The sequence below is a fragment of the Salinigranum marinum genome (genome assembly GCF_024228675.1).
Taxonomy (GTDB): domain Archaea; phylum Halobacteriota; class Halobacteria; order Halobacteriales; family Haloferacaceae; genus Salinigranum; species Salinigranum marinum.
The window spans coordinates 344482-367916 of the sequence record NZ_CP100462.1 but is presented as its reverse complement, the minus strand read 5'-3'; the positions used below and the strand labels follow the sequence as shown (position 1 = coordinate 367916).

Genomic DNA, 23435 nt, shown 5'->3' with positions numbered 1-23435 from the left:
ACAGAATTGTGTAACCATAGGATGTACGAAGTGTGTGGTGAGAAGGAACTCAAGGTCATTCTCGCGCTTGACCCAGGAGATTCCATCTCCGGCGTCGCGCGGAAGATCGACGAGAACCGAGAGACGATCCGTCGCGTCGTGAACCGCCTCGAGGATGCAGGCTACGTCGCGTACGACGATGGGCTTCATCTCGTCGATCAAACGCTCCGAGATGTTGGTCTCGAATTCCTGACGGCGTCAGCAGACATCTCGCCGCCATCCATCACGGAGGTGTATGTCCTCCCGCAGTTCGCGGGGATGGAGTATGCATACACTGGCATCGATGCGGTCTACGTCTGGACCCGCGGTGGCTACCAGGTCGCTCGCGACCCAGAGGACTATCCGCTGTTCATCGCCGTTCACGAGTCCAATCTCAAGGCCTGGACGGCGTTCTTCGATCGGTTCAGAATCCCGACCGCACAGGAACGCCAGCCCGCCGACGACCTCAATGGTGCGATACAGGTGGTACTCGAGCCGCGGCCACAGATTGAGAACGAGATGGTCGACGGACGGCCCGTCATCCCACTCAAAGAAACCGTGGCGTTCGCAAACGAGCACTATGCGCACTTCCAGTCGGCGCTCGACATGCTCGGCCGCATATACGACAGCGTCGACACTGACGCGAACTACCGTCCAAACTAACTTAGAGTTCTGACAAAGAATTTCTTCGATCGGGAGTGGCCTGGCCGCTGTTTATCGTCGCCTTGAGAGAGCGGAGGCGAACAAAAATGAGTAACTCGTCGAATCTCTCCGTCGAATCAGACGGCCTCACACCGGAACAGCGTCTTGAACCACCAAACACCCGACTCATCAACGCTGGTATCACGACGATTCACGACATGGATATTGATTGGCTCGTCCGCTAAGTAGATGAAATACAAATATTCGCCATCATTCTTACCATACCGATAACGGTCGAGCGCATTGGTGGTGGCAAATCCTCCATCAACCGCAGTAAGGAAGGGAACGGGATCCGGCCGACTCGGGTCACGAATATCTTCAAGAAGGGTATTGTCAAGCCATGTAGTCCACAAATCAGCCTTCGATGCGGTCATCTAATTGGTGATTATCTGCTTGTGAACTTACCAATTTCGCCGATGTCGCAAATCGTGTCCTGAGTAGAGCGGCTGTGCTTCGCAGTACAGCGACACAGCGGCTAGTTTTTCGTCCCCTGAAAGGGGTGAGGGCTCGAAAGAGAGCCTACAAGAGAGTGATTCTACATGAGTCAACAGCAGCATCCGAGTGACATCTCAATCGATCAGATTCCAATCGACCTACCGAACACCCAGACGTCCGAGGTGGATCCAGCAGACGTTCCTGAGGAGATCCAGTCGATCACCTGTGGACTAGCAAGCGAGCATCCGCCGACGAATCCGCTCGTCGTGCTGAAAGCGGCCCGCTGGTGGTATATCCACGGAAAGGGTGGGACCGACCCCGCATTCCAGTGGGCCATCGAGTGGGCACGCCACCTCGCGACAGACACACCCAGCGACGTCGAGCGGTTCGACGAGTATCTCGAGTACCTCGTTACAGTCGGGTTCGCGGACGAACCACACGAACTCCGGTGACACTCAGGGGAGGTTGTTTGTTCGCCCCAGAGGGGTGCGGCGCGTTCTAAACTGACGCGATTGCGGTGAACTCGATTCAGTGAAATCATGGCTACGACCAGTGACTCGTCGGTCTCCTTCGACGAGACCGACACGCGATCGGACGAGATGAACAGCACCATCGAACAGTGGATCAACGACCTCGTCGCCGGCGTCGACGAGGCGCAATCCAGCACGGAGTTCCAGGAGTGGCTCGATGTCCAGAGCCGGTTCCACGACTATTCCTACCGAAATACGCTCCTGATCAAGCGCCAGTGTCCCGAGGCGACCCGCGTGGCGGGCTATCGGACATGGCAAGAAGACTTTGACCGGCACGTCCAGGAGGGCGAAAGCGCGATCTGGATCTGGGCACCAATCATCACGAACCAGTGCCCAGAGTGCGAGAACTCGCCGAGCTACCACAAGAGCAGCGACTGTGACTACGACGAGACACCGCCTGAAGAGTGGTCGAAGGGGCTCGTTGGATTCAGACCCGCACCGGTGTTTGACATCTCCCAGACCGACGGTGAGCCGCTCCCCGACCTCGACACTGAGGCGACTGGGGACGCTGGCGACCTCGTTGGTCAACTGACCGACGCCGCGGATGAACTCGGCGTGACGGCGCAGATCATTCCGGCCGACAAGTGGACCCACGGTGAGGCAAAGGGCATCTGCGAGCAGCTGAGTCTCGTCGATATGCAGCCGCGTGTCGAGGTTCGAGATCGGGAGAACGACGCTGATCTCGCCCGGACGTTGATTCATGAGTACGCGCACGCCCTGCTCCACTTCGACGTCGACGACGACACCGAGCGGTCGAAACGCGAAGTCGAGGCCGAAGCCGTCGCGTACGTCGTCGGGCGGTACTGCGGACTCGATACCAGCGGCTCGGCGTTCTACCTCGCAGCCTGGGAGTCGGACGATCCCGAGGTTGTTCGCGAGCGGCTTGGACGGATCAGTACGTCGGCGCAGGAAGTCATCGACACACTCGAAGCGAGAGAGTAACTCTTAACCAACATTCTTCCCCGTAATCTCCTTCCGTTGGTTAACCAGGTTGGGCCCGTCAGCGAGCGGTGGCACAACACTCAAGTCGGTATAGTTGTATATTCTATGTACGAAACGCAGGTATGGGAGCCATAGAACAAACGCAAAGTAATCGGCAGGGGCTCTCAACTCGGGAGAGTCGGCTCCTCTCGCGGCTTGCCGCTGAGGGCCACCAGATCATCTCGGCCGACGACATCGAGACGACCCTGGAAGTAGCTCCGAACGCCGCCCGGGAGATCGCGTCCCGACTCACGGAGAAGGGGTGGCTCGACCGACTCTTCACGGGAACATACCTCATCATCCCGCTCGCGGCCGGCGAGAAGTCCATGTACACGACCCATGAGTACCTCATCGCCGCCCACGTCGCCGAGCCAATGTACATCGGCTACTACAGCGCGCTCAGCCACCACGGGCTGACCGAACAGGTACCCCGGACAGTCTACGTCGTGACACCAACCCGGGCCCAGAGCCGGGAGATTCACGGCGTGCCGTACCGCGTCACGACGGTCACCGAGCGGAAGTTCTTCGGCACGACACCGACCTCCGTCGAGGGGACTACCGTCCAGGTCAGCGACCTGGAGAAGACACTCGTCGATTGCGCGGACCATCCCGAGTTCTGTGGCGGCATCCGCGAGCTCGCGAGCGCAATGCGCGCCGCCGACGAGCAGGGCTGTGCCTGGGAAACCGTCGGCGAGTATCTCGAGCGCCTCGACAACGGTGCCGCGACCAAGCGGATCGTTTACCTCGCCGACCAGCTCGGCATCGACCTTCCCACCCGAGAGGCGCTCGGCGCGTCGTTCACAAGTGGCTATTCTCTGCTGGATCCCACGCGTCCCGAGACCGGATCGACAGACAGCACGTACCACCTCCGGGTTAACGTCGAACCAGCCGCGCTGGAGCCGTCGGAGTCCTGATCGCGATGATCAGCCAAGATCGGCTCCGGGTTCTCGCTCGTGAGCTCGGCGTCCGCCAGGGGTACGCCGAGAAGAACTACGTGAACTCCTGGCTTCTCTGGGGCATCTTCACCAGCGACTACGGTGACAATCTCCTGTTCAAGGGCGGTACCGCGCTGAGCAAGCTGTATTTCCCGCGCTCGTGGCGGTACTCCGAGGAGCTTGACTTCGGCGTCGCAGGCCAGTATCAGGGGTCAAAGAGCGAGTTGCGAGCGCTACTTGAGACGGTCACCGATCGCTCCGGAATCGAGTTCACGATTCGAGAGCATCACGAATCCCGGCAGGAGCATTATCCAACCCACTACGTCGACATCAGCATCCAGTATCGTGCTGTCCTCGGCCATCCCAACACGACCAGCATCGACGTGATGGTCGACAAGCACGTCGCCCTCGAACCGGTCCAGCATACCCACGCCTACGAGGACATCCCCGAGTTCGACTTGCAGGCCTACAGCGTTGAGGAAATTTTCGCGGAAAAGCTTCGCGCGATCTACCAGCGGGGGGCTGCTCGCGACTACTACGACCTCTACCAGTTGCTCGAAACCGAGTCGGTCACAATTGACTTTGCCGAGGTTCAACCCGCGTTCGAGGCGAAGTGCGAACACGATGGACTCACCGTCGATCTGTCGGGGGGACTTCCGGAGGACCAGCGGGACGAGATCCGCCAGCAGTGGGAGACGACACTCCCGGACCTCACCGGCGAACCGCCAGCGTTCGAGACGGTCTGGGAACGGTTGGACACGACGATCTCGCAGCAGGGGTCGCCGTAGGTCGTAGACGCTTTTGATGGCCGACCGGGAGGAACCGGATTCGGTAGCCCGATCTTTAACCAACAGAGCGGAGGTTCAGCCGACGATGTTGGTTAAGTCTATCAGCGCCCGCTGAGGGGCGGAGGGACATTCTGACCTCTGTCGAATCATGACTGAACCCTATCTCACGACGGTCCTCGGGGAAGCCGAGCACGTCGCCGAGCAGCACAATCAGATCGCTCGAACGACGGACAACTAGGCCCACGAGTACCTTCGATACGCCGTTCTCCGGATACTCGAAGGGCAGGCAGACCACCTGCCGACTGACTGGTCGCCGATCGACGGCGTCACGGTCGGCTACGGGAGCGACGAGGCGATGTTCGATAGCTGGGGCTCCAGCGAGGACTGGTGGGAGACTGTCCCACCGCAGGAATCGTGTACCCGCTTCCGGGTGTTCTTCCCGGACGACCATCAGACCGTCCCACGGACCATCGTCGACGTGATGGCTGCGCTGGGTACGAAGTCGTCGTCGTACGTCACAATCACACGATCAGTGTCGAGCGAATACTGCGCGATCGGATGGTCGGCAGTCCCCTTCCCGAGCTCGGGCACGAAATCGACATGCTCGACGTCGTGCCCGTAGTTCTCAAGCCGATGGAACACTTCACGTTCGACGTTTTCGTCGAGGATGAGCCGATACGCCATCGATCAGCGATCGGGTGGCGTGAGTGACGACCGCGCTTTCGCTTCGGTGGCGGCTCGCTCGTGGCGCTTCTCGACCCGCCGCATCTCCTCGGGATTGTTGTGATAATACGCGAGCGCCTCGTAGATGTCTGCGATATCCAGGTTGTATCGCTCGGCGACTCGCTCGGGGGCGAGTCCGCGCTCTTCGACGCGCCCATGCACATCTCGGACGGTGACGCGGCTCCCCTCTATGTGGGGCTCCCCGTGAATCTCTGAGTCCTCGGCGGAGACGATTCGATACTGCTGGGTCGCCATTGAATTCTAATAGGCACTCCTGGGTCTTGAATCCTCGCCGAAGAGAGCGTACGTCGCTCTTCCGCTGCCGACTTCGAATGCGGCTTGTCCATCAGACCCCGACAGAAACGGGCAGTTCTGCTGAACCCATTCTCTCTATCTCACAGTGAGTGATTGTATCTCCGATTCACGAGGTTTCTTGAGTCTATAGGAAATCCTGTAGGAAGTCCAAAAGCAATCTGAGCCGCGATTTACGGTGCTACAGGAATTCCTATAGGCGATCAGCGGCGTGGTCGCCGATCGCCTCCCGGAGCGTGTCGAGATACTCGGGCGCTGCCTCGGTGAACCCGAGTCGGAGCGCCAGGCGGAGGACCTCACTCCGATCGACGTCGCTGTCGTCGTCGTCGCGCCCCAGGGCCTCCCGCAGGGCGTGCCCGACCGCCGCGCGATGCTCAGCATTCGTATCTCGATCGAGCACCGCGACGAACGCTGCGAGATCGCCGTCCCACACGCTCACGGTTTTCTGTCGGTCGCCGGCGTCGATCGCTGCCAGCTCGTCGACGATATCGTCTCGGAGCGACCGCCGGTTGTCCGCCTGTGCCGCCTCGTTGAGCCGGTCGCCCTGGGACAGGGCATTGGCGATCTGACGACTCCGACCAAGGCTGCTTGATCGGGTAGGTCTACTAAGTCGTGCTGGAGCGCAGCGACGTAGGTGTCCCGCAGTGTTCCCCAGGTCATGTTTCGAGGTAGTTCGTAATCGGTCTTCAAACCAGTCGCAGTGCGGCTTCTTGCTAATCCTGTCGTATTCGCGAATTTACCGTCCCGAAGGGGGTGAGGGAGAGTCGGAGTCGACTCGGTACCGATTCCATCGACTCTTATTCCCCACTCCTAGTTGCTGCTCTTACCATCAACCATGAGTACAGAAACACCCCCAGAGAGCGCAGATAGCGACGAACTCGAAGATCCATCGGCCGATCCGTCGTCGACCAGTCCGCAAGACGGTCCGACACCTGATCAATCGCCGGATGATGAGACGGTATCGATGTCCGAAGAAGACGAGTCTGACACGCCTGACGCCACCGGTCCGCCGTCAACGTTCCGGGCGGCGATTCATCGTTTTTCGAGGTGGAGCCTTCGGCCTCAAGGAGCAACCGAAGCGTAGCGAAAGGAGCGAATATGCCGGTTGCGTCGTCCCATGTCGGGTTCCTCCCCGACCTCCTCGCTCACTCCGTTCGCTCCTTGAAGTCGGGGGCTCCACCTCGAAAATGCTGAATAGATGCTCTATATCACTACTTTCGAGGTTCACCACCGATTTCGATAGAAATCGGATTATTCTGAAGTGCATCCACACAGAATACCGTCCTTTAGTAACCAAGGTGACTTTTAATCATGGATCAAGACATGTGAGCCATGAGTGGAGATCGGAACAAAGAGATCGTCCGTCACTTGAGCGAGGACGACCTCGACCGTCTCCTCGCCGAAACAGATGATGAGAAGGTGAGCACGCGTCACCCGACAAACGATGATGCCAATCAAGACGTTTGTCTCGGAGCGTCGGGCCGCGAAATCTGCTCGTTGGCGGCCACCGGTTCGAGCCACGTCTCCTTCTGGGCCTCGCTGCCGTACTTCTCGACGATAGTACAGCCGAAGCTCGCGAGATGGAGGGTGAGCGCGATGCCCGCGTCGGCCCGGTACGTCTCCTTGGCGATGGCGGGCTGTTCGAGGAGGTCGAAGCCCTCTCCACCCCACTCCTCGCCGATGTCCCCCGCGACCAGCCCCGCGTCCATGCCGGTTTCGAGGACGTCCCACGGGTATTCGCCGGAGGCGGGGTAGTCGGCGGCCACTGGTTCGATCCGTTCGGCGGCGAACTCGCGGGCCCGCTGCTTGACGTCGTGGGCGCGCTCGGGGACGGGAGCGGCGTCGAGGAGGTCCATGTCCGTCCGTCGGGGTGGACGGTGAAAACAGTTCGTGACGGTGGCTGGATCGGTCTCGTGCAGTGTGTGTATCGATCGATCACTCACTGCGTTCGCGCCGTCGCCACGCCCAGCCGGCCCCGATGAGCGACCCGAGCGAGACGACGATCAGGAGGACCGTCGGGATGGACCCCGACTGACCGGTGTCGCCGTCGACTGATTCGGCCCCGCCATCGGGCGTTGGCTCCGTGCCACCGGTCACCGAGATGTCCGTCTCAATCCTCTTGGTGTTCGTGGGACGGCCGATCGACAGCCGCGCGACCTCTCGGGAGCCGAGGGTAACGACACGGTCCCCCACCGTCTCGGGGAGCGTCGTTCGCAGTCGGATCGTCCGGGTCGCTCCTGGCGCGAGATCGATGGTCGTCTCCGCGACGGAGTCGTCGTCGAGACCGAGCGAGGCGGTGTAGCTACCTGCCTCGTTACCCACGTTCGTGACCGTCGCCTCGACGACCAGTTCGTCGCCGGGCGCGCGAGCACGGTCTCCGACGATCTCGACCTCTTGGAGGTCGAACGTCGCGGTGCGGACTCCGATGGTGAAGAGGGACAGGCCAGGCGAATCGGCCGCGAAGACGTAGAATTCGTCCGTCTCGTCGACGACGTTCGTCTCCAGTCCGCGCCAGCCGGTGGTCTCGTCACGGTATAGCTGGACCTCGTCGGACCCGACCTCGGCGGCGTCGAGGTACGATTTCCGGACGCGGAAGTGGTGAGTCACGGCGCTGATCTCGGTGTCCGGCACGTCGTGACCGACCTCGATGTACCCCAGCGGCCGAGCCCCCGTCTCGGTCACGAACCGTCTGTCCGTGTCGTCGAACTTCTCGGTTGTCCGGTCCACCGTCGTGTCCTGCCCGTCGGAGCCGCTCGTCAGCGGCGTCGCTTCCCGCGTCTCGACGGTCAGCGACGCGTCGCGGCCGCGCGTGAGCGTCAGGTCGAGGCCGTCGGCCCGGACGTTCTGACGCGACGGCTCATCGGGAACCGCGGAACCGTCGGGTGGTGCCTCGTCGGACGCTGCTCCGGTGTTCCCTTCACCGGCGGCGTCCTGTGAGAGCTTGATACGCACCGGAACGTTCGCCCGAGCACCGCTGACCTCGATCCGCTTGCGGTCGGGAGCCGACTCGGACGCGACCGGTTCGTCACCGGTCGACTCGGAGTCACTGTCAGTGGCCTCGTCGCCGGACGTGTCGTCGCTGACTGACACGGTCGTCCCGCTGGACGTGTCGTCGGTGAACTCCGTTGTCTCGGTGTCGTCTCCGCTTCCACTGTCGCTGTCGCTCGATCCGCTGCTCCCGGCCGAGGACGACGCCACGGTCAGACTCGCGCTCGCCGACTCGCCGCCAGCACCGTCGTTTCCGGCGGCGTCGGCAGCGGTGTCGAGCGTCGCGGTGTAGTCACCGCTCGTCGACGGCGTGAACGTCCCGGTGTAGGTGTAGGGGCCGCTCCCGGACTCGGTGAAGTCGCCGAGCGTGAGGGTCGCCGTCTCCGGGCCGCTCACGCCCACGCTGAGCGTGGATAGCCGGCTGTCCGCCGAAAGAGTCACCGTGAGTTCGTCGCTCGCCGGCGTCGTGACCGCGAACGACGAGATGGTCGGGGGCGTCGTGTCGATGGTCACCGCTGCGTTCCCCTCGGAGTAGTGGATGTCGAAGTCGACCCGCGCGCCGCCGTCGTTCGTCGCCGTGACCGTGCTCTCGTGGTCGGCGTCGTCGAACTGGCCGGTGAGGTCCGCCGCGGTGACTCCCCAGTCAGTGAGTATGGCCGGCGGAAGGTACGCCTCGAAGAAGCCGTCGTTGACCGAGCCGTCCTTCGCGAAGTGCGGCGCGCTCACGAGGAGTTCGACCTTGTCGTTCGATCCCGTCGCGTTGTAGACGGGTGCACCGAACTCCTGTGCGTCTGTCGTCATGACCGACCCGTTCAGCCGCTCGCGGTAGGTCGCGCTCATCACGCCGAGGTCGTCGACGGCGAACGTCATCGCCGCGTCCTGTGACTCGTTCGCCTGGATCGTCCCGTCCCACGTCTGCGGCGTCGACCCGTCCGAGGCGAAGTACGACTCGACGGCCGCCGGTGATCCTTCGATCGAGACGTTCCAGGTGCCGTCACCGTTGTTCGTCCGCGTCCACGTCACGTTACGGGCGCTGCCGATCAGCGCCCGCGGGACGAACCCCGAGACGGTGAGGTTGAGCCGGAGCACGGTCGTCGAGTCGGCACCGTGGCCGGCGAGTTCGTAGTCCTCCTCGGTCGAGAAGTCGAACACACTCGCCGTGTCGTTCTTCACCTGCACCTGCAGGAGCCCGCCGGAGAACGAGGCGTCGAGCGCGAGGTCGTTCATGGTCGGCTTCGACCCCGAGACGTACGCCATGCTCGACGAGACGACCGCCTGTCCGATCGGGACGCTGTCGCTCTGCCCGCTGGCGCCGTCGTTACCGGCGGCGTCCTGCGCCCAGTCGAGGGTGACCGTGTAGCTCCCGTCCGCGCTCCCGGAGTACGTCGCCGCGTACGTGTACGTCCCGTCTCCGTTGTCCGTCTCGGTAAAATCGACGGTCCCGAGCGTGGCCGACTCCGCGCCCGAAACGGTGGCCCCGACGGAGTCGATCCGCTCGTCGGCGTCGAACGACACCTGGACGTCCTTTGCGGAGGGATTGGTGACGGTGTACGACGAGATCGTCGGCGTGCTCGCGTCGATCGTGACGGTGCCCGACTCGCCCGAGGCGCCGTCCTTGCCCGCGCCGTCGACGGCGCTGTCGAGCGTCGCCGTGTAGTCTCCGCTCGTACCGACCTGGGTCGTCGCCGTGTAGTTGTACCGGTTCCGCTCCCCGTCGAACGACTCGGAGAACGACGTCTCCGTGAGCGTCTCCGTCTCGGGACCGGTCACCGAAACCGAGATCGTCGAGAGCGACTCGTTCGCGTCGAAGCTCACGTTGACGAACGCGCCCGTCGGGTTGGCGACGCTGTAGTTGGCGACGTCCGGAGCCCCGGCGTCGACCGTGACTGTGTCGCTCTGGGCGGCGGCACCGTCGTTGTCGGCGGCGTCAGTGGCGGTCGTGAGCGTCGCGGTGTAGTCGCCGTCGACGCTCCCGCTGTACGTCGCTGTGTAGCTGTACGGGCCGTTTCCGCTCTCGGAGAAGTCGGCGGTTTTGAGCGACGCGGTCTCTGCGCCCGAGATACCGACCGCGATGGTGCCGAGCGACTCGTCCGAGTCGAACGTGACCGAGACGTCCCGCCCGGGGGCGTTCGTCGCGCTGAACCCCGAAATCACTGGCGTCGTCGTGTCGACGGCGACGCTGTCGGACTGTCCGCTGTCGCTACTGCCTCCGGTGCCCGACGCGCTGTCGACCGTTGCGGTGTACGTCCCGTCCGTGCTGCCCTCGTGGGTGTGGGTGTAGACGTATGTCCCCTCGTTCTGGGTTTCGGTGAAGTCGCCCAGCGCGACTGACGCCGTCTCCGCACCGGAGATCGACACGTCGATCGAACTCAGCTGTTCGACGGTTTCGACGGTGACGGTGACGTTCTGACTCTCGGGGTTCGTGACGGCGATGGACGACACCAGCGGCGACCCGAGGGCGTAGAAGTGCGAAACGCTCCCGTAGTAGAGGGAGCCGTTCCACACCAGCGGCGTCGCGTACAGGTTACCCGTCGGCGAGTCGTACCACCACAGCTCATCGCCGGTCGTCGCGTCGAACGCATGGACCGTGCTGTTGCCGAAATCGCTGATGTAGAGGACGCCGCCCGCGATGACCGGCGCGCCACGGAAGTCCTGCCCGGCGACGCTCCACTCGACGCTGCCGTCGGTGGCGTTCAACGCATCGAGGGTCCCCCCTCGGCTCCCGGCGTAGACGATGCCGTCGGCGTACGCCACACCGGCGTCGACGTCGCCAGGCATCGTGTGATTCCACCGCTTGGTACCGTCGGTGGCGTTCAACGCGTACACCTGGCCGTCACCGGACGTTTCGCCCGACGTGCTGTCACTCCCGATGAAGACGGTCCCGTCGACGACGGTCGGATCGGACTGGACCTCATCGACCGTAGAGAAGTTCCAGAGTTTCGCCCCCGTGTCGGCGTCGAGTGCGGTGACGTTGTCGGCGTCGCTCCCGAAGTAGACGACGCCGTCCACCACCGCGGGGTTCGATTCGACGAGGACAGGCTGGTACTCGGTGTAGTACCACAGCTCCTTGCCGGTCGAAGCGTCGACTGCGGTCATGTTGCCGTCGTTGCTGCCGAAGTAGACGACACCGTCGACCACAGCCGGAGCCGAGCGAACGTTGGTCTGTGTCGAGTAGTTCCACAGTTCGGTGCCGGTCGCGGCGTCGATCGCGTGGAGCTTGTAGTCGTTGGTACCGATGTAGAGCACGCCGTTCGCGTACGTGGGCGTGGTCCACGTCGAGCCCGACGACCCGCCTGGCGTGGCGCTCCACTGTTCTGCGCCGGTTTCGGGTTCGAGCGCGTACAGTTTCCCGCCGTCGTGGAACGCGACGTACAGCGTTCCGTCCACGATAGTCGGCTGCATCACCAGCGGCGTCCCGTCGGTGAGGTTCCAGACTTCTTCTGGGGTCGACGATGGCCCCTGCTGGTTCGGGTAGTTACCGAGACGCGCTGGCCCGCCGTGGTAGGTGGGGTTGGTGTTCTCTACGGTGACCGTCACCGTCGCCGTATCCGTGTTCCCGGCGGCGTCGCTCACTGTCACCGTCGCGGTGTACTCGCCCGGACTCGTGTACGTGTGGTTCGGCGTCGGGCCGGTTCCCGTGGTGCCGTCACCGAACTCCCACGAGTAGCTGTCGACGCCGACGTTGTCCGTCGAGCCGCTGGCGTCGAACGCAGCCCAGCTCCCCAGGAAGAGCGTCGCGTCGTCGACGGTCGCGCTCGCAGTCGGCTGTGTCGTGTCGGCAGCGCTCGCGACAGCCGTGACGCCAGCTACGCTCGCGATGACGACCACGGCGACGACTGCGAGCGTCGCGAGCGACTGCCGTGTCCCGGCGCTCACGGTCCCGCCCCGGGGGAGTTACCATCCCAGTGGATCGTCCGGCAGGTCCGTGATGCCGGTGCTCGGCCCTCTGGGCCCCACCCGGCCGTCGGTTCCGACCGCACGTCCGTTCGAGGCTGTTGTTGGATTGTACATACTGTAAACATCTCTAGAGGGTCTGGAGAACAACAATATAAACGCCTCCTCAAAATTATTTTCGCTGATAACCGACCCCCTGAGAACTAATGCAGTCAGTATCGGTTTCGAATATTGGGAAGTCGGACGTCGGATCGTGGGAACAGACGTGACTCGAAGTGTTCCGAGTGGACACGTCTGGATAGGGATCGACGTCCCGTCAGCCGTCGAAACGCCCTCGGACTGTTCTACTTTCCGTTCCCTACTCCTCTTCCGGGGCGGCCTCGTCGCGTGGCTCGACGTCGTGGTCGGCGTACTCCTCTCTCAGCACTTTCTTGTCGAACTTCCCGGTCGCCGTCTTGGGGGACCGAATCGATCGAGTACTCCCTCGCTGTCACAGCCGAGATTCGCCGGGTGACCGACGGCATCCTGACTGCCCGGACCGACCCGGACATCCAGCCAGGAGCAGTCGAACTCGTGGGCCATGCGAAGTGGCTGGCCAACCGGTACGACGAGTACGCGTCACTGCGTCCGTCGCCGGACCAACTCGCCGACGCTCGTGCCGAACGCGCGGCTGCGGCGTATCGCGAACGAATCCGACCGCTCGTCGAACTCGACCCCGCCCAGCACGACCAGGTCACCCAGATGGTTGACCGACTGCTGAGCGACGAGTTCGACCACGTCGCCGAGATTCGCAAATCCCGACTCACGCTCGGAATCGAACTCGCGAAGCGGCTCCACAACGGCGCCGAGCCGACCCAGGCGCTGCTTCGTCAGGCCGATGCCGAGGCGACCGACCCACGGAACGTCCTGACGGTCGGCAACGTCCGGTACACGGCTGTGAAATCGACGCGGGGGCGATTCTCGACCCAGGGGACCGTCCTCCGATTGTTCGAGAATACCCATCCCGCGATCAAGCAGGCCGGTCTACTGAGCGACGATACCGGCGTGATGAAGTTCGCAATCTGGAAAAAGAGCGAGTGGGACGAGACGCGACCGACGCCCGACCCGACGGACGACGGCCGGACGCTGGTCCGTTCACACCGCCATCCAGAACTGCGAGAGGGTGACGTGGTTCGATGTGAGGATGTCGTGAAACGATGGTACAACGGTGACCCGACGTTCGAAACCCGCCGGGACAGCACCCTGACCATCGTCGACCGATCGACCGCCGAACAGGGCGACCGCACGAGTGGTGATTGGTGATGTCTGACGACTGAGTAGACCTGTAGCGACCCGTAGCACAGCGAGTCTCTCGTTGGCTCGTTCGGTGCTGCATAGCCGAAGTCGTCCGGGCTCAGTACACCGCGCCGGCCATCAACCGTCCGTCCGGGTCGAACAGCAGGATGGCGTCGTCTCGGTTGTTCCAGACGGCACGGGACTGGCCCCAGTACCGGTCCTCGTCCGTATCGACTCCAGAGCCGGTTCTGAGTCGAATCCGGCTCCCGGGCGCGAGTTCCGAGTGGGAATCGTCGGGGAAGACGTACCGGTGGTCCGCGATGTCGCGGACAACCCATCCGGACAGATCGACCGTCTCGCCGCCGTCCGGGTCGGTGGTGTTCTGGATGCTGATGTACTCGTCCGCGAGCGAGTCGTGGTCGTCACCGCTGGCATCGACGTGTGTTGGCTCGACCGCGACCGGACTGTCGGGGACGACACCGGAGAGGTCGGGGTACGACTGTGAGAGTACGAGCATGCCGCGCTCGTCGTAGAGCCGGACCTCGTCGGCAGTGTCGTTCCAGATGGGTCCCGGCGAGTCCAGATGGACGACGCTGTCGTCGGTCGGACCCAACCCGGAGCGAACAACGACGATATCGGCCGGAGCCAGCGTGCGCTGTCCGAACGTGTAGCTGTGGTTCGCTGTGTCCGTGAGTGTCCAGTCGGTCACGTTTAGGGGGCGCCCGCTCACGTTCTGGAGGACCAGGTACTCCTCGTTCAGCCGGTCCGGGACAGTCATTGGCGGGCGGGACTGCAGCGAGACGACCGCGACCGGAGCATCGTCGCTTGCGCTCGCCGCTCGACTGACACCGTTCGAGTGACCCTCACGATCCGCTGTGATGTCGAACCTCAGCCCGCTCGTCCCCTCTCCGCGTCCGGGGTCCGTCCGACGACCGCTCCAGAGGTGGGTCGAGCCGTCGACCCATCGTGCCAGCTGGTAGCTCCGCCTGACGGCCGTCCCCGAGCGTGGGATTTCCTCTTCAGGCACCGAAAGGTCGGCATCCAACAGTCGTCCCCACGACTCACTCGTCCGGCCGGAGCCATCGAGCAACTCCGCGAGTCGGAGTTCGACCTGCGAATCCGGGCCCTGAACGGGGAGCAGGGGAAGCCAGTAGTCCGGAACGTCCGTTGCGAGCGTGTACTCGACGTCTGCGACCGACGCGACAGGGAGTCCAAACTGGTCGTCGCCACGCTCAGCATCCCGTTCCTGGTCGAGTTCGTGTCTATCAATCGGTCGCCCGAGCGGGCCTTCGACGTGTTCTTCGAGAGCCCAGGCGACGTTGACGAGTTCGTCGCGGACGAACTGGACCTCCTCGACCGGGTCGCTCTCGAGCAGTCCCGCGACGACCGGCGGCAAGAGGAGCCCGTGGCCGGTCGACGTCTCGAACTCGAAGAGTCGCCAGGGGGCTGACTCGTCGGTGTCGGCGTCTGTCTCGGTCTCTGCGGTGGTCGCCTCCGAGGTGTGCCCCACGACCGTTTCGGTGCCGAACGAGTCCGTCACGCGCATCTCCTCGACTGTGGTGAACGTTCCGACAGGGGTGTTGATCGGGAGTTGGAACCAGTCGTTGCCGTAGAGGACCCCATATTCGAGCAAGAGGAGCCGTGAGAGGTCCTCCGGGGCGGCGTCGATGAGGTCTAAGTTGACCGCGCCGTCTTCGAGTTCCCACCAACGGGGAGCGGGCATCCCCTTGTACCGGAGCCGCGTCGGCGTCGTGTCGACTGTCACCTCCGTTGTGGTCGTCGTTTCGGTTGTCCCGCCGTCCGTCGTCGCATCTTCCAGACTCGTCTCGACACCGTCTCCGTCGGCCGCAATCGAGTCAGACCCCCCGTCCGTTGGGAGGGGGCTGTCGAGGAGGTCTGCCAGTGACCCGGAGCGTTCGAGGAGGTCACGCAGGACGTCCGACTCGAGCAGGAGTTCCGGCGGAACCGCCAGCGACGCTGTCGGCTCGTGGTCGAAGGCGTACCAGTCGAGACGACCGCCACGGTACTCCTCGGCGCCGAACACGAAGCCGTCGGTGGCGTCACCGACTCCGACCTCGAACCGGTGTTCCAAGCGGTCGTCATCCCAGCCATCGGCCGACGGTTCGGGCTCGCTGTAGCAGTCCGCATACCAGTCACGGAAGCGCTCGAACGCTCGTCGGTACGCCTGGTCGTCGACTGGCCCTGGCGTCGGCTCCGGTAGTGGAACGGTGGGGTCGGCACTCCCACTCGCCGCTGGCAGCGCCTTCTGGACGACACGATACAGCGCGTCGCCGTCGAGTACCCGACCGGCGACCACGGCGAGATACCGCTCGCTCGCAGGGTCGCCCCGGAGCGTCGACGGGTCGGGGTCCAGCAGGAGATCGGTCACGCCGACGTCGGTATACTCACCCAGGTCGCTCTCCGCGAAGTCGGTCGGCTCAGCCCCGATGCCTTCGTCGGCGAGGAGGGCGATGAACCGCTGGCCAGCCTCGGCAGCGAGCTTGATGTCTCGCCCCTCATCGAGCGACTCTGCTGCCGGCGGCCGGACCTGCTGCCGTTCGACGAGTGCCTCTAGGGGCGGGGATGGTGTCGGGCCTCCCGTCTGATACCGCTCTACGGCTCCGTCGCCGAGTCGATACCGCGTGAGGTGGTGGTGTCGAATCGACATCGTTGTCCGGACCGGGGTTCCGGCGTCCTCGCCGGCGAACTCGCCGAGTTGCCACTGTCGGCCGAGCAGCCACAGCGGGTCACGGACGGGGGCACGAAGCGCCTCGCTGAGTTCACGGTCCCTGGTCCGTGGTTCGAGTCTGGTCCACGAGGTGGGCGAGCGCATCTCACTCACCTCCCTCGTCGGCGCCAGCCTCCGGAACGATCAAGTCGTCGAACGAGACTGCGACCCGTTCCGGACTCCCGGGTGCGTCGTCGGGTTGTGCGTACGTCAACGCGGGGAGGAAGTGTCCCAACTCACCGAGAGCGTCCGAATCGACCATCCGAGAGTGGGCGAGCGACATCGTCTCGACGACCGTCTCCTCCAATGTTCCAATCGACCAGCCGGCGTCGTTGGGCGGAACCGCCACCAGAACGGACTGCGGCGGCCGGTTCCCGGGGCTGTCGTAGTTGAACGCGACGCCGGTCGTCTCCTGGGGTTCCGGAATCACTTCGACCCACTCGTCGACGAACAGCCCGGCGTACGGGTCTCCGTCGGTCCCGAGCGCCGGATGGACGACGAGAGAGAGTCGCCCACCGAGGTGGCGCTCGGTCGCTGATTCGAGGCCAATCCACGTCGCGGTCGGCTCGTACGGCAGCTGGCCGAGCCGATATCGGGACGCACCGACACCGCCGGTCGTCCCGACGGCGTCCCCGTATGTCAGGAGAGTCCCGAGTGTCGCGGGCGCATCGCGGACGCGACCAACTCGGTCGACCCACGTCTCAGCCGCCAGTGGGTCGTCACCCCGAAGGACCTGGTGGTGGCTCTCGGTCAGCGCCAAGTCGAGTTCAGCCGTGTTCGCGGTCTCGAACGGTGGAAGTACTGGGAACGACTCACCGAATATCGTGGTGAGACGTGCGAGCTGTGTGTCGGGGGTCACGTCGCTGGCGGCATCCGTTGCGGCCTCACTCCGACTCGTCAGCGTCTGGGCAACCGAGACGGCTTGCCTGACGAGTGCCTTCCGTTCACCACCCGTCGCGGCCCCGTTCGCCGAGACCGGCAGGCCGTCCTCGAGGAACGCCGCTGCGTCGACAAGTGCGCCACGGACCGCTTCGACGAGGGCGAACCCGGCAGCCACAATCGACGCGGGTCCCTCGTCGATGCCCGTCGCGAGCGACGCGGCGTCGGCTTCGAGCGCCGCATCGAGCGTCGAGACGGCAGCCGTCCACGTCGCTCGGTCGTCCCCGTCCACCGCATCGGAGAGGTGAGCCGCCATTTCGGCTCGCTCGTTTGCCGACAGTTCGACGAGGTTCACCTCGGCCGGCAGCACGTCGACCAGCGCCACGAGGGAGTTCCAGGGGTCGCTCGTCGTCTCCGGTGTGCCGAACCCGGGCAGCCGTGCGTCGACGAGTTCGAGCGTTGTCTCGACTCTGACTGGCGTGTCGGTCGACCAGTCGTTCTGCCAGCCGGGCCTCGTGGCGAGGTCAGCCCACGGCTGTGCGTCAAGCGTCGACCGCAAGGCCGTGGTGTCGACAGCTTCGAGCGCTGACGCGAGTGTGGCAAGTTCGGACTCCACCGCGACCAGCGTCGCCATCGGGCGACGGTACGCCTCCAGAGGCTCCGTTTTTGGCGGGCTGAGCGCCGGTGTCGACAGCGTCCCGGTGATGGCGTCGACGACGACGCCGTCGGCCGCCGTGAGCGTCTCGGTCGCCGTCTCGATGGAGACGTCGACTGCCGTCCCCACCGGAACGGCAGACAGGTCGAACGTGGCTTGGAACGTACCATCGACCGCTACCGTTGCCGTCTCCGTCCGCAGGAGTTCCGTGTCGGTCCCCCCCAGTCGGATACGGAGTGTCGTCCCCTCTGTGGCGACGGTCGCGCCTGAGACCGTCTGGCCGGCGACCGCTTCGAGTTCGACCCGGTCGCCGACGGTGGCGAACACCGCGAGGGGGCCCGCGAGCGCGCCGGCGAGTTCGTCGATGGCGTCGTAGAGGTGCCCCTCGTCGACGCCCGCGAGTGCTGTCGCCACCTCTGAGACGGAGCCATACACCGTCGCCGCGGTGGGTGCGTTCGAATCTGCCAGCGTTCCGAGCCGCGTAGATACCGCGCCCAGGGCGTCGGCAACCACGTCGAGTCGCTCTACCGTACTCGGCTCCGTCGGGACGGGCGTCTGCTCCGCTTCGGGCGTGGCCCTTCCGTCTCCCGGCTCCTCGTCCGGGCGGCGAGGCCGGAGGAACTCCAACGGTTCGTCGAGGTCGGTTGTCACCGTGGACAGCTGGGCAGTCGCGGTGTCGGCCCGGGCGCGCAACGCCGCCGCGTCCACGCCGCCGTGTTCCGTCTCGGCGGTCGGAAGCGTCAGGTCGGTCGCATCGGCTGCCCGCCCGCCAGCGACCAGTTCGTGCCCGACGCGGACGAGTTCCAGCACTGATCCGAGGTCGGTCGCGGCTGTGAGGTCTGGCACTGTCTGGGCGGGGTCCGCCCGCTCGAACGACGCTGCGGAGTAGGTCTCAATCCACGCCGTCGGGCGGTCGAATCGGAGGCGGAGTTCGTGGTCGCCACTCAACCCCCGGGCGCGACTCACACGGTGGCGAATCCGTTCTTCGAGCGCCGAGCGCTGCGTCGTGGTCACGGCCTCGTCCGTGACGAGGAGGTCCATCGGAGCCACGGCTAGTTCCCCGAGCGTGATCACGAGCGGTGTCGGCGGCGTCCCATCGTTTCGGTCCACCTCACACAGACAGACGGTCGTGTCAGGGTCCGGCAGGAGCGTGGCGAACCAGGCGTTCAACGTCGGTTCGGCGGCCGCCCGGGCCGTCTCCGGCCATGGAGTCGTCGGATTATCGCCGTCACTGAGGGTGGACGGGTCGTCGAACAGGACCAGCAGGCGGTGGGTGATGCCAACACCGCTTCGCGGTGTCTGGGTGAACGTCACTTGGGGCGGAGCCTCGCCGCGTGCGAGCGCGTCGAGGGAGGCCCCTCCCTGCATCGGGCGGCCCGTGACGAGACCGTGGACACTCTCCGCGACGAGGACATCTCGAACGCTGTCGACGATGTCGACGAGTTCGTCGAGCGCCTGGCTGAGACCGAGGTAGTCGGGGTCGGCGTCTCCCTCGTCGGTTGTCGGCCCTGGGCGCGGCGGTAAGGGGGTCGATTCAGAGACCGTAGAATCGACGGCCTCCCCCCACGGAATGCGGTCGCTGGCGGAGATGTCTGCCCACTGTCCGGACCCTTCCGCACGCCGAACGAGTGCCACCCCGTCGACCGTGTCGGCAGTCCGCTCGGTGTCTGGTTCGTCGCCCGACCGATCGAGTTTGCCGGCGACCCCTGGTTCAAGCCGGCGGAACTCGGGGACGTAGACGTCGAGACCACGCTCGTGGAGTGCGCGCTCGAACCGATAGCCGAGCAGGGCACCGAGCGACTGGCCGGTCCGCAGTCCGTCGAACAGTGTCGTCGCCTTTCGAACCCGTTCGGCCGAGAGATCGAGGTCGAGCATCGAGCGCCGCTCACCGTCGGTGGAGAGGGAACCGCTCCGGAGAACGGCCCCGGTCGTCGCCTGCGAGAGCGAGGGCGCGTGGAGGTAGCCGAGCGAGTCCTTCTCGTCGGGTCTGAGTCCCGTGACCGTTCCGTACCCACCGATGTGGACGCCCGGATTTTCGCCCGTCTGTTCCTGTGCCGTTCTGATCTCGTCGAGACGACGTGTCGCGAGCGATGTCGCCCACGCATCGACACGGTGAGTGGCGAGGTCGAGTGTGCCGGTGAAGAGGTGAGTGAGCGTCGACTGGTCGGCGCCCCTGCCTTCGAAGTAAGCGAGCGCGGTCATGAACTCGCGGAACGTGGCGTCGACCTCCAGCGCCGGGTCGGTCACCGCCTTCGCAACCTCGAGGGCCTCGTGGTAGTCCACGTCTCTCTCTTTGGCCTCCTCGTCGTCGACTCTGAGTTCCGGATGCCGTGCCAGTAACGGCGGGACTTCGTCGTCGAGTCTGTCCAGAAGGCTCTCCTCGGTGTCGGTGTACACATCGGGCTCAGGGAGGAGTCGCCAGAGCGGGGCCATCGTATCGCGACCGAGTTCATCCGTCGTCTCTCGACGGAACCGGCTCTCCAGGCGGACCCTGGCGAGGGCGTACTCCTGAAGCGTCGCGTACGTGAGGAGCTTCCCGAGCAACGAGGGACTGGACTGGTAGAAGAGAGAACCGTAGAGACGCGTGAGATCTTCGGAAAACGAGTGTTTCAGCTCGAAGTCGAGTCCCTCAAGCGGTGACTCGTCACTCGGGAGTCCCGAGAGGATCGAGACTGCCCCGTTTTGCAAGCGACTGAACCACGCATCCATCTCGGGGCCGACGAGCGGTTCGAGCGGCCCTGTCGTCGCCCCGTAATGTCGGGGGTTCGGCGGGCCGTAGAGCAGTGAGACGATGCGTGGGACCTTCGTCACGTCGACGCCGAACGCCGTCATCAGTTCGACCGCGACGCCGCTCTCGAGGCTCGACAGGAGATTTCCAATGGCGGTCGCGAACTGGTCAGGTGGTGGCGTCGGCGTCCCAGTCAGCGAGTGCCAGAGCCCCCGCACGCTGAACAGGTTGTGGCCGCGATAGCCGTACGCGGTCGCGCTCATACTCAACAGCTCCAGTAGCGACCCGGTCGTCCCGTCCTCGACGTGGGGGACGCCACCGACGGAGGCCTCCCAGAACGGGAGGAGTCCGGCGTCGAACTGCCCGTCCTCGAAGAGGATGTCCCGGAGCGTGTCTGTCACAACCGGATATCTCGTCTGCCGCGAGTCGTACCCACCTTCTGGGCCGGGGAACGGCTCCGGTGTCGGCGTCATCGGTGCGTCACTCCACGCGCCAAGCGCCGTCGTCGGGAGAACGCCGTACGGCTGCCGCCCAACACGGAGCGTCGGAAACGGCCCGTCGGCGCGAACGTATTCGAGGAAGTGCTCGCGGAAGCCGCCCAGCCAGTCGAGGGCGGTGTCGTAGTCGCCGAAGTCGTTTCCAACCCACCCGCGCGGGAACAGCATGTTCGGCACGTACGTCCCCCACGTGGCGGACCACAGCGCGGTGTTCATGTGGAGCGCATCGGCGTCTGCCGTCCCGCCGGCGCCGTCGACGTGGGCGAAGACGTGTGCTTCAGTGTCGCCACTCAGTCTGTCGGCATCGATAGCGAGCAAGCGAGCGAGTCGCGCTCCGTCCGGAACGACTGCCCCATCGAGGGCTGTCGTGGTCGACTCCGTCTCGAGGAGCGACCGGCCACACTCGACCGGGAGCGCCGCCGTCGCGTCGTCGCTCGTAGCGAACGGCGGCGACCCGTCCGCTGTCGCGTTCGTCGGTGTGCCCGACGCGAGCATCGACAACCCGTCCGTGTAGTGGTGGTCCTCGAAGAGGTCACGGAGCGCCTCGGCACTCTCCGCGTCGTCTATCGACGTCTTCACGCCGACGACCACAACGTCGAGCCCCTCAGACGGAACGTCGGCGGCGATTATCGGGAGTTCGACACCCATCCCGACTGCCCTGGCCCGTTCGAAGTCGACGAGCCACTTGGCGCCGTCGTCGTCGTGGAGGCCGCCGGTGTCTGTCGCCGGGTCGGTCTCCGTGTCGCCGACAGCCGCCCCGACGGGGTCGGGGTCGGGACCTAGCGGGAGGGGTTCTGGAATCGTCGCCCCAACTACGGTCCGGCGTTCGGTTTCTGTCGTCACAGAGACAACCCAGCGGTCCGGGAGGAGTCGCGCTCGCGGGACCTGCGTCCAGGAGCCGGGACTCGAGACGACGTCCTCACCGAGCATCTCGAAGTCGACAGCCGGAACCTCGGCCGGTGGGACCGGCCCGTCGAGCAGGACCGATGTGACGCCGGCAGGCGGTGCCGTCGCTGTCTTCACCCATCCGGCTCGTTCGGTGCCGAGCCGGTCGACCAGGTTGCTCCAGGCGCGCTCTTTCACCGCGTCGTACCGGGAGGCAGCGGCATTCGGGAGCACCCCGAGGTCGAATTCGGCGAACGCATCCGCGACAACCCCCGATTCCGGGACGAACTGTGCGACGCTCTCACCGTCTGTCTCGTGGCACGCCCACCAGCAGTGTGCCCAGAACCGGACGCCGAGGACGCGCTCGGCGTCGGTGAGCGTCCGCTCGTGGCTCTCGACGTGGATATCGTCGGGGTACACTCGAATCTGTAACGCCGAGACGTCACCGCTGGCGTCGCGTTCAAAGCGGGTCTCGAGTTGAACTGGGAACAGGACGACCGGGTCGGCTTCGGAGAGTTCCGACAGGACCGCGTCAGGGTCAGTCGGGAGCAGCTCGACGTATCGTTCGAGCGCCTCCGTGAGTCGTCTCTCGGCGTCTTCGAGGCGGCTGTTCGCCCCTCGAAGTCGGTCTCTGAGGCGGTCGAATCCTGCCTCGACAGCGACGGTATCGGTCTCGTCGATAGCCGTGACGAACTCGGCCCGCCAAGCATCGAGGACGGACCGGACGACCGACTCGAAGGTAGCCGTGAGGTCAGCAAGCGCTTCGGCTGCGTCGACCGAATCGTCGGCGTGGTATGCGGTTTCGAAGCGTTCGATGGCGGGTTCGGCGCCTGTAGCCTCGTCACCAAACAGGTCGCGAACCCGCGCAAGCGGTTCGTCGAGGGCGTCCGTGAACACCGCCGTGTAGGCCTCATCGATCTCTTTGAGCGTCTGTTCGAAGCGGGGGTCGTCCGTCGTGGTGCGGTAGAGTCGAACGAGCAGTTCGAGACGTGTCTCAGCCTGAGCCGAAAGCCGCTCGCCGAACAAATCGACCATACGGCCGAACGCCTGTCTGAACTGCCTGTCGTCTTGTCGGCGCTCCGATGGCACTCTCCCCCGTCTCCTCCCGTGCCGTCGGCGCATCGGGCGCTTCTCGTACGCAGTGAGTGCCTTCCCACGCGCCGACTCCATCGCACTCGGTCGGTACGCGTCGCTGAGTGTCGACAGCGACTCGACCGCGGCTTCGAACGCTCCTCGTTCGAGCGGTTCGAACGCGTCGACCAGGCCGGTGGTCGCTCCGGTTCCGTCGGTACTTCCAGTCCCGCGTCGAATCGACGCGACGGCCCCCTCGGTCCGCTCGAACGCGGCGGTCGCATCGAGCCGTTGGGCCTCCAGACGCGCCCGGAGTTCGCGGGCCTCGCGGACCGCACTCCGGTGGGTACTCGCGCTCACAGTGCGCTCCCGTTCTCGGCAGGAATCGTTCCGCCGCGTCGGTTCGATTGA

12 protein-coding genes and 3 pseudogenes are annotated in these 23435 nt (G+C 64.7%); 8 read left to right on the top strand and 7 right to left on the bottom strand.

Annotated elements, in window-relative coordinates; all coding sequences use genetic code 11:
* The first annotated feature begins 21 nt into the window (after positions 1-21).
* The 7 genes and pseudogenes from NKJ07_RS21850 to NKJ07_RS21820 form a co-directional block, all read left to right on the top strand.
* A complete protein-coding gene (locus NKJ07_RS21850; protein ID WP_318570654.1) occupies positions 22-681 on the top strand; it encodes a helix-turn-helix domain-containing protein in 660 nt (219 codons plus the stop codon).
* Between the two features lie 86 nt (positions 682-767).
* Positions 768-884, top strand: a pseudogene (locus NKJ07_RS24615) (DUF8129 domain-containing protein); the annotation flags it as partial.
* A 375-nt stretch (positions 885-1259) separates the two neighbouring features.
* On the top strand, positions 1260-1607 hold the full coding sequence (locus NKJ07_RS21840; RefSeq protein ID WP_318570653.1) for a DUF8013 domain-containing protein: 348 nt from the start codon (positions 1260-1262) through the stop codon (positions 1605-1607).
* Positions 1608-1694: 87 nt separating this feature from the next.
* Entirely contained in the window at positions 1695-2627 is a 933-nt protein-coding gene (locus NKJ07_RS21835; protein ID WP_318570652.1) for an ImmA/IrrE family metallo-endopeptidase, read from the top strand.
* A 122-nt stretch (positions 2628-2749) separates the two neighbouring features.
* Positions 2750-3580: a type IV toxin-antitoxin system AbiEi family antitoxin domain-containing protein gene (locus NKJ07_RS21830; RefSeq protein WP_318570651.1), complete on the top strand. Its 831-nt coding sequence runs from the start codon at positions 2750-2752 to the stop codon at positions 3578-3580.
* A gap of 5 nt (positions 3581-3585) precedes the next feature.
* Entirely contained in the window at positions 3586-4389 is an 804-nt protein-coding gene (locus NKJ07_RS21825) for a nucleotidyl transferase AbiEii/AbiGii toxin family protein (protein WP_318570650.1), read from the top strand.
* A gap of 148 nt (positions 4390-4537) precedes the next feature.
* Positions 4538-4885: pseudogene (locus NKJ07_RS21820) on the top strand (hypothetical protein); the annotation flags it as partial.
* On the opposite strand, the gene NKJ07_RS21815 reads toward NKJ07_RS21820, so the two are convergent.
* From NKJ07_RS21815 to NKJ07_RS21795, 5 genes and pseudogenes are all read right to left on the bottom strand, one after another.
* Complete coding sequence (locus NKJ07_RS21815; protein WP_318570649.1) at positions 4840-5073, bottom strand: DUF5615 family PIN-like protein; 234 nt, start codon at positions 5071-5073, stop codon at positions 4840-4842. The pseudogene NKJ07_RS21820 and the gene NKJ07_RS21815 overlap by 46 nt on opposite strands.
* 3 nt (positions 5074-5076) lie before the next feature.
* A complete protein-coding gene (locus NKJ07_RS21810; protein ID WP_318570648.1) occupies positions 5077-5367 on the bottom strand; it encodes a DUF433 domain-containing protein in 291 nt (96 codons plus the stop codon).
* Between the two features lie 250 nt (positions 5368-5617).
* Positions 5618-5977: a DUF8115 family protein gene (locus NKJ07_RS21805; RefSeq protein WP_484593996.1), complete on the bottom strand. Its 360-nt coding sequence runs from the start codon at positions 5975-5977 to the stop codon at positions 5618-5620.
* Between the two features lie 931 nt (positions 5978-6908).
* A pseudogene (locus NKJ07_RS21800) lies at positions 6909-7280 on the bottom strand (acyl-CoA dehydrogenase family protein); the annotation flags it as partial.
* Between the two features lie 79 nt (positions 7281-7359).
* Complete coding sequence (locus tag NKJ07_RS21795) at positions 7360-12288, bottom strand: outer membrane protein assembly factor BamB family protein (RefSeq protein ID WP_318570646.1); 4929 nt, start codon at positions 12286-12288, stop codon at positions 7360-7362.
* A 528-nt stretch (positions 12289-12816) separates the two neighbouring features.
* Between NKJ07_RS21795 and NKJ07_RS21790 the strand changes: the two genes are divergently transcribed.
* Positions 12817-13608 (top strand): hypothetical protein, encoded by a 792-nt coding sequence (locus NKJ07_RS21790; RefSeq protein WP_318570645.1) that lies wholly within the window; start codon positions 12817-12819, stop codon positions 13606-13608.
* A 91-nt stretch (positions 13609-13699) separates the two neighbouring features.
* On the opposite strand, the gene NKJ07_RS21785 is transcribed toward NKJ07_RS21790, so the two are convergent.
* Positions 13700-16414 carry a lamin tail domain-containing protein gene (locus NKJ07_RS21785; protein WP_318570644.1) on the bottom strand — a complete coding sequence of 905 codons (2715 nt, stop codon included), beginning with the start codon at positions 16412-16414 and terminating at the stop codon, positions 13700-13702.
* Position 16415: 1 nt separating this feature from the next.
* Positions 16416-23384, bottom strand: a complete 6969-nt coding sequence (locus NKJ07_RS21780) for a BGTF surface domain-containing protein (RefSeq protein ID WP_318570643.1) — start codon at positions 23382-23384, stop codon at positions 16416-16418.
* Between the last annotated feature and the right edge of the window lie 51 nt (positions 23385-23435).

What these genes read in the sequence shown, in the direction of transcription:
- NKJ07_RS21850 (WP_318570654.1), top strand. Translation starts at nt 22, where the DNA reads ATGTACGAAGTGTGTGGTGAGAAGGAACTCAAGGTCATTCTCGCGCTT.
- NKJ07_RS21840 (WP_318570653.1), top strand. Translation starts at nt 1,260, where the DNA reads ATGAGTCAACAGCAGCATCCGAGTGACATCTCAATCGATCAGATTCCA.
- NKJ07_RS21835 (WP_318570652.1), top strand. Translation starts at nt 1,695, where the DNA reads ATGGCTACGACCAGTGACTCGTCGGTCTCCTTCGACGAGACCGACACG.
- NKJ07_RS21830 (WP_318570651.1), top strand. Translation starts at nt 2,750, where the DNA reads ATGGGAGCCATAGAACAAACGCAAAGTAATCGGCAGGGGCTCTCAACT.
- NKJ07_RS21825 (WP_318570650.1), top strand. Translation starts at nt 3,586, where the DNA reads ATGATCAGCCAAGATCGGCTCCGGGTTCTCGCTCGTGAGCTCGGCGTC.
- NKJ07_RS21815 (WP_318570649.1), bottom strand. Translation starts at nt 5,073, where the DNA reads ATGGCGTATCGGCTCATCCTCGACGAAAACGTCGAACGTGAAGTGTTC.
- NKJ07_RS21810 (WP_318570648.1), bottom strand. Translation starts at nt 5,367, where the DNA reads ATGGCGACCCAGCAGTATCGAATCGTCTCCGCCGAGGACTCAGAGATT.
- NKJ07_RS21785 (WP_318570644.1), bottom strand. Translation starts at nt 16,414, where the DNA reads ATGCGCTCGCCCACCTCGTGGACCAGACTCGAACCACGGACCAGGGAC.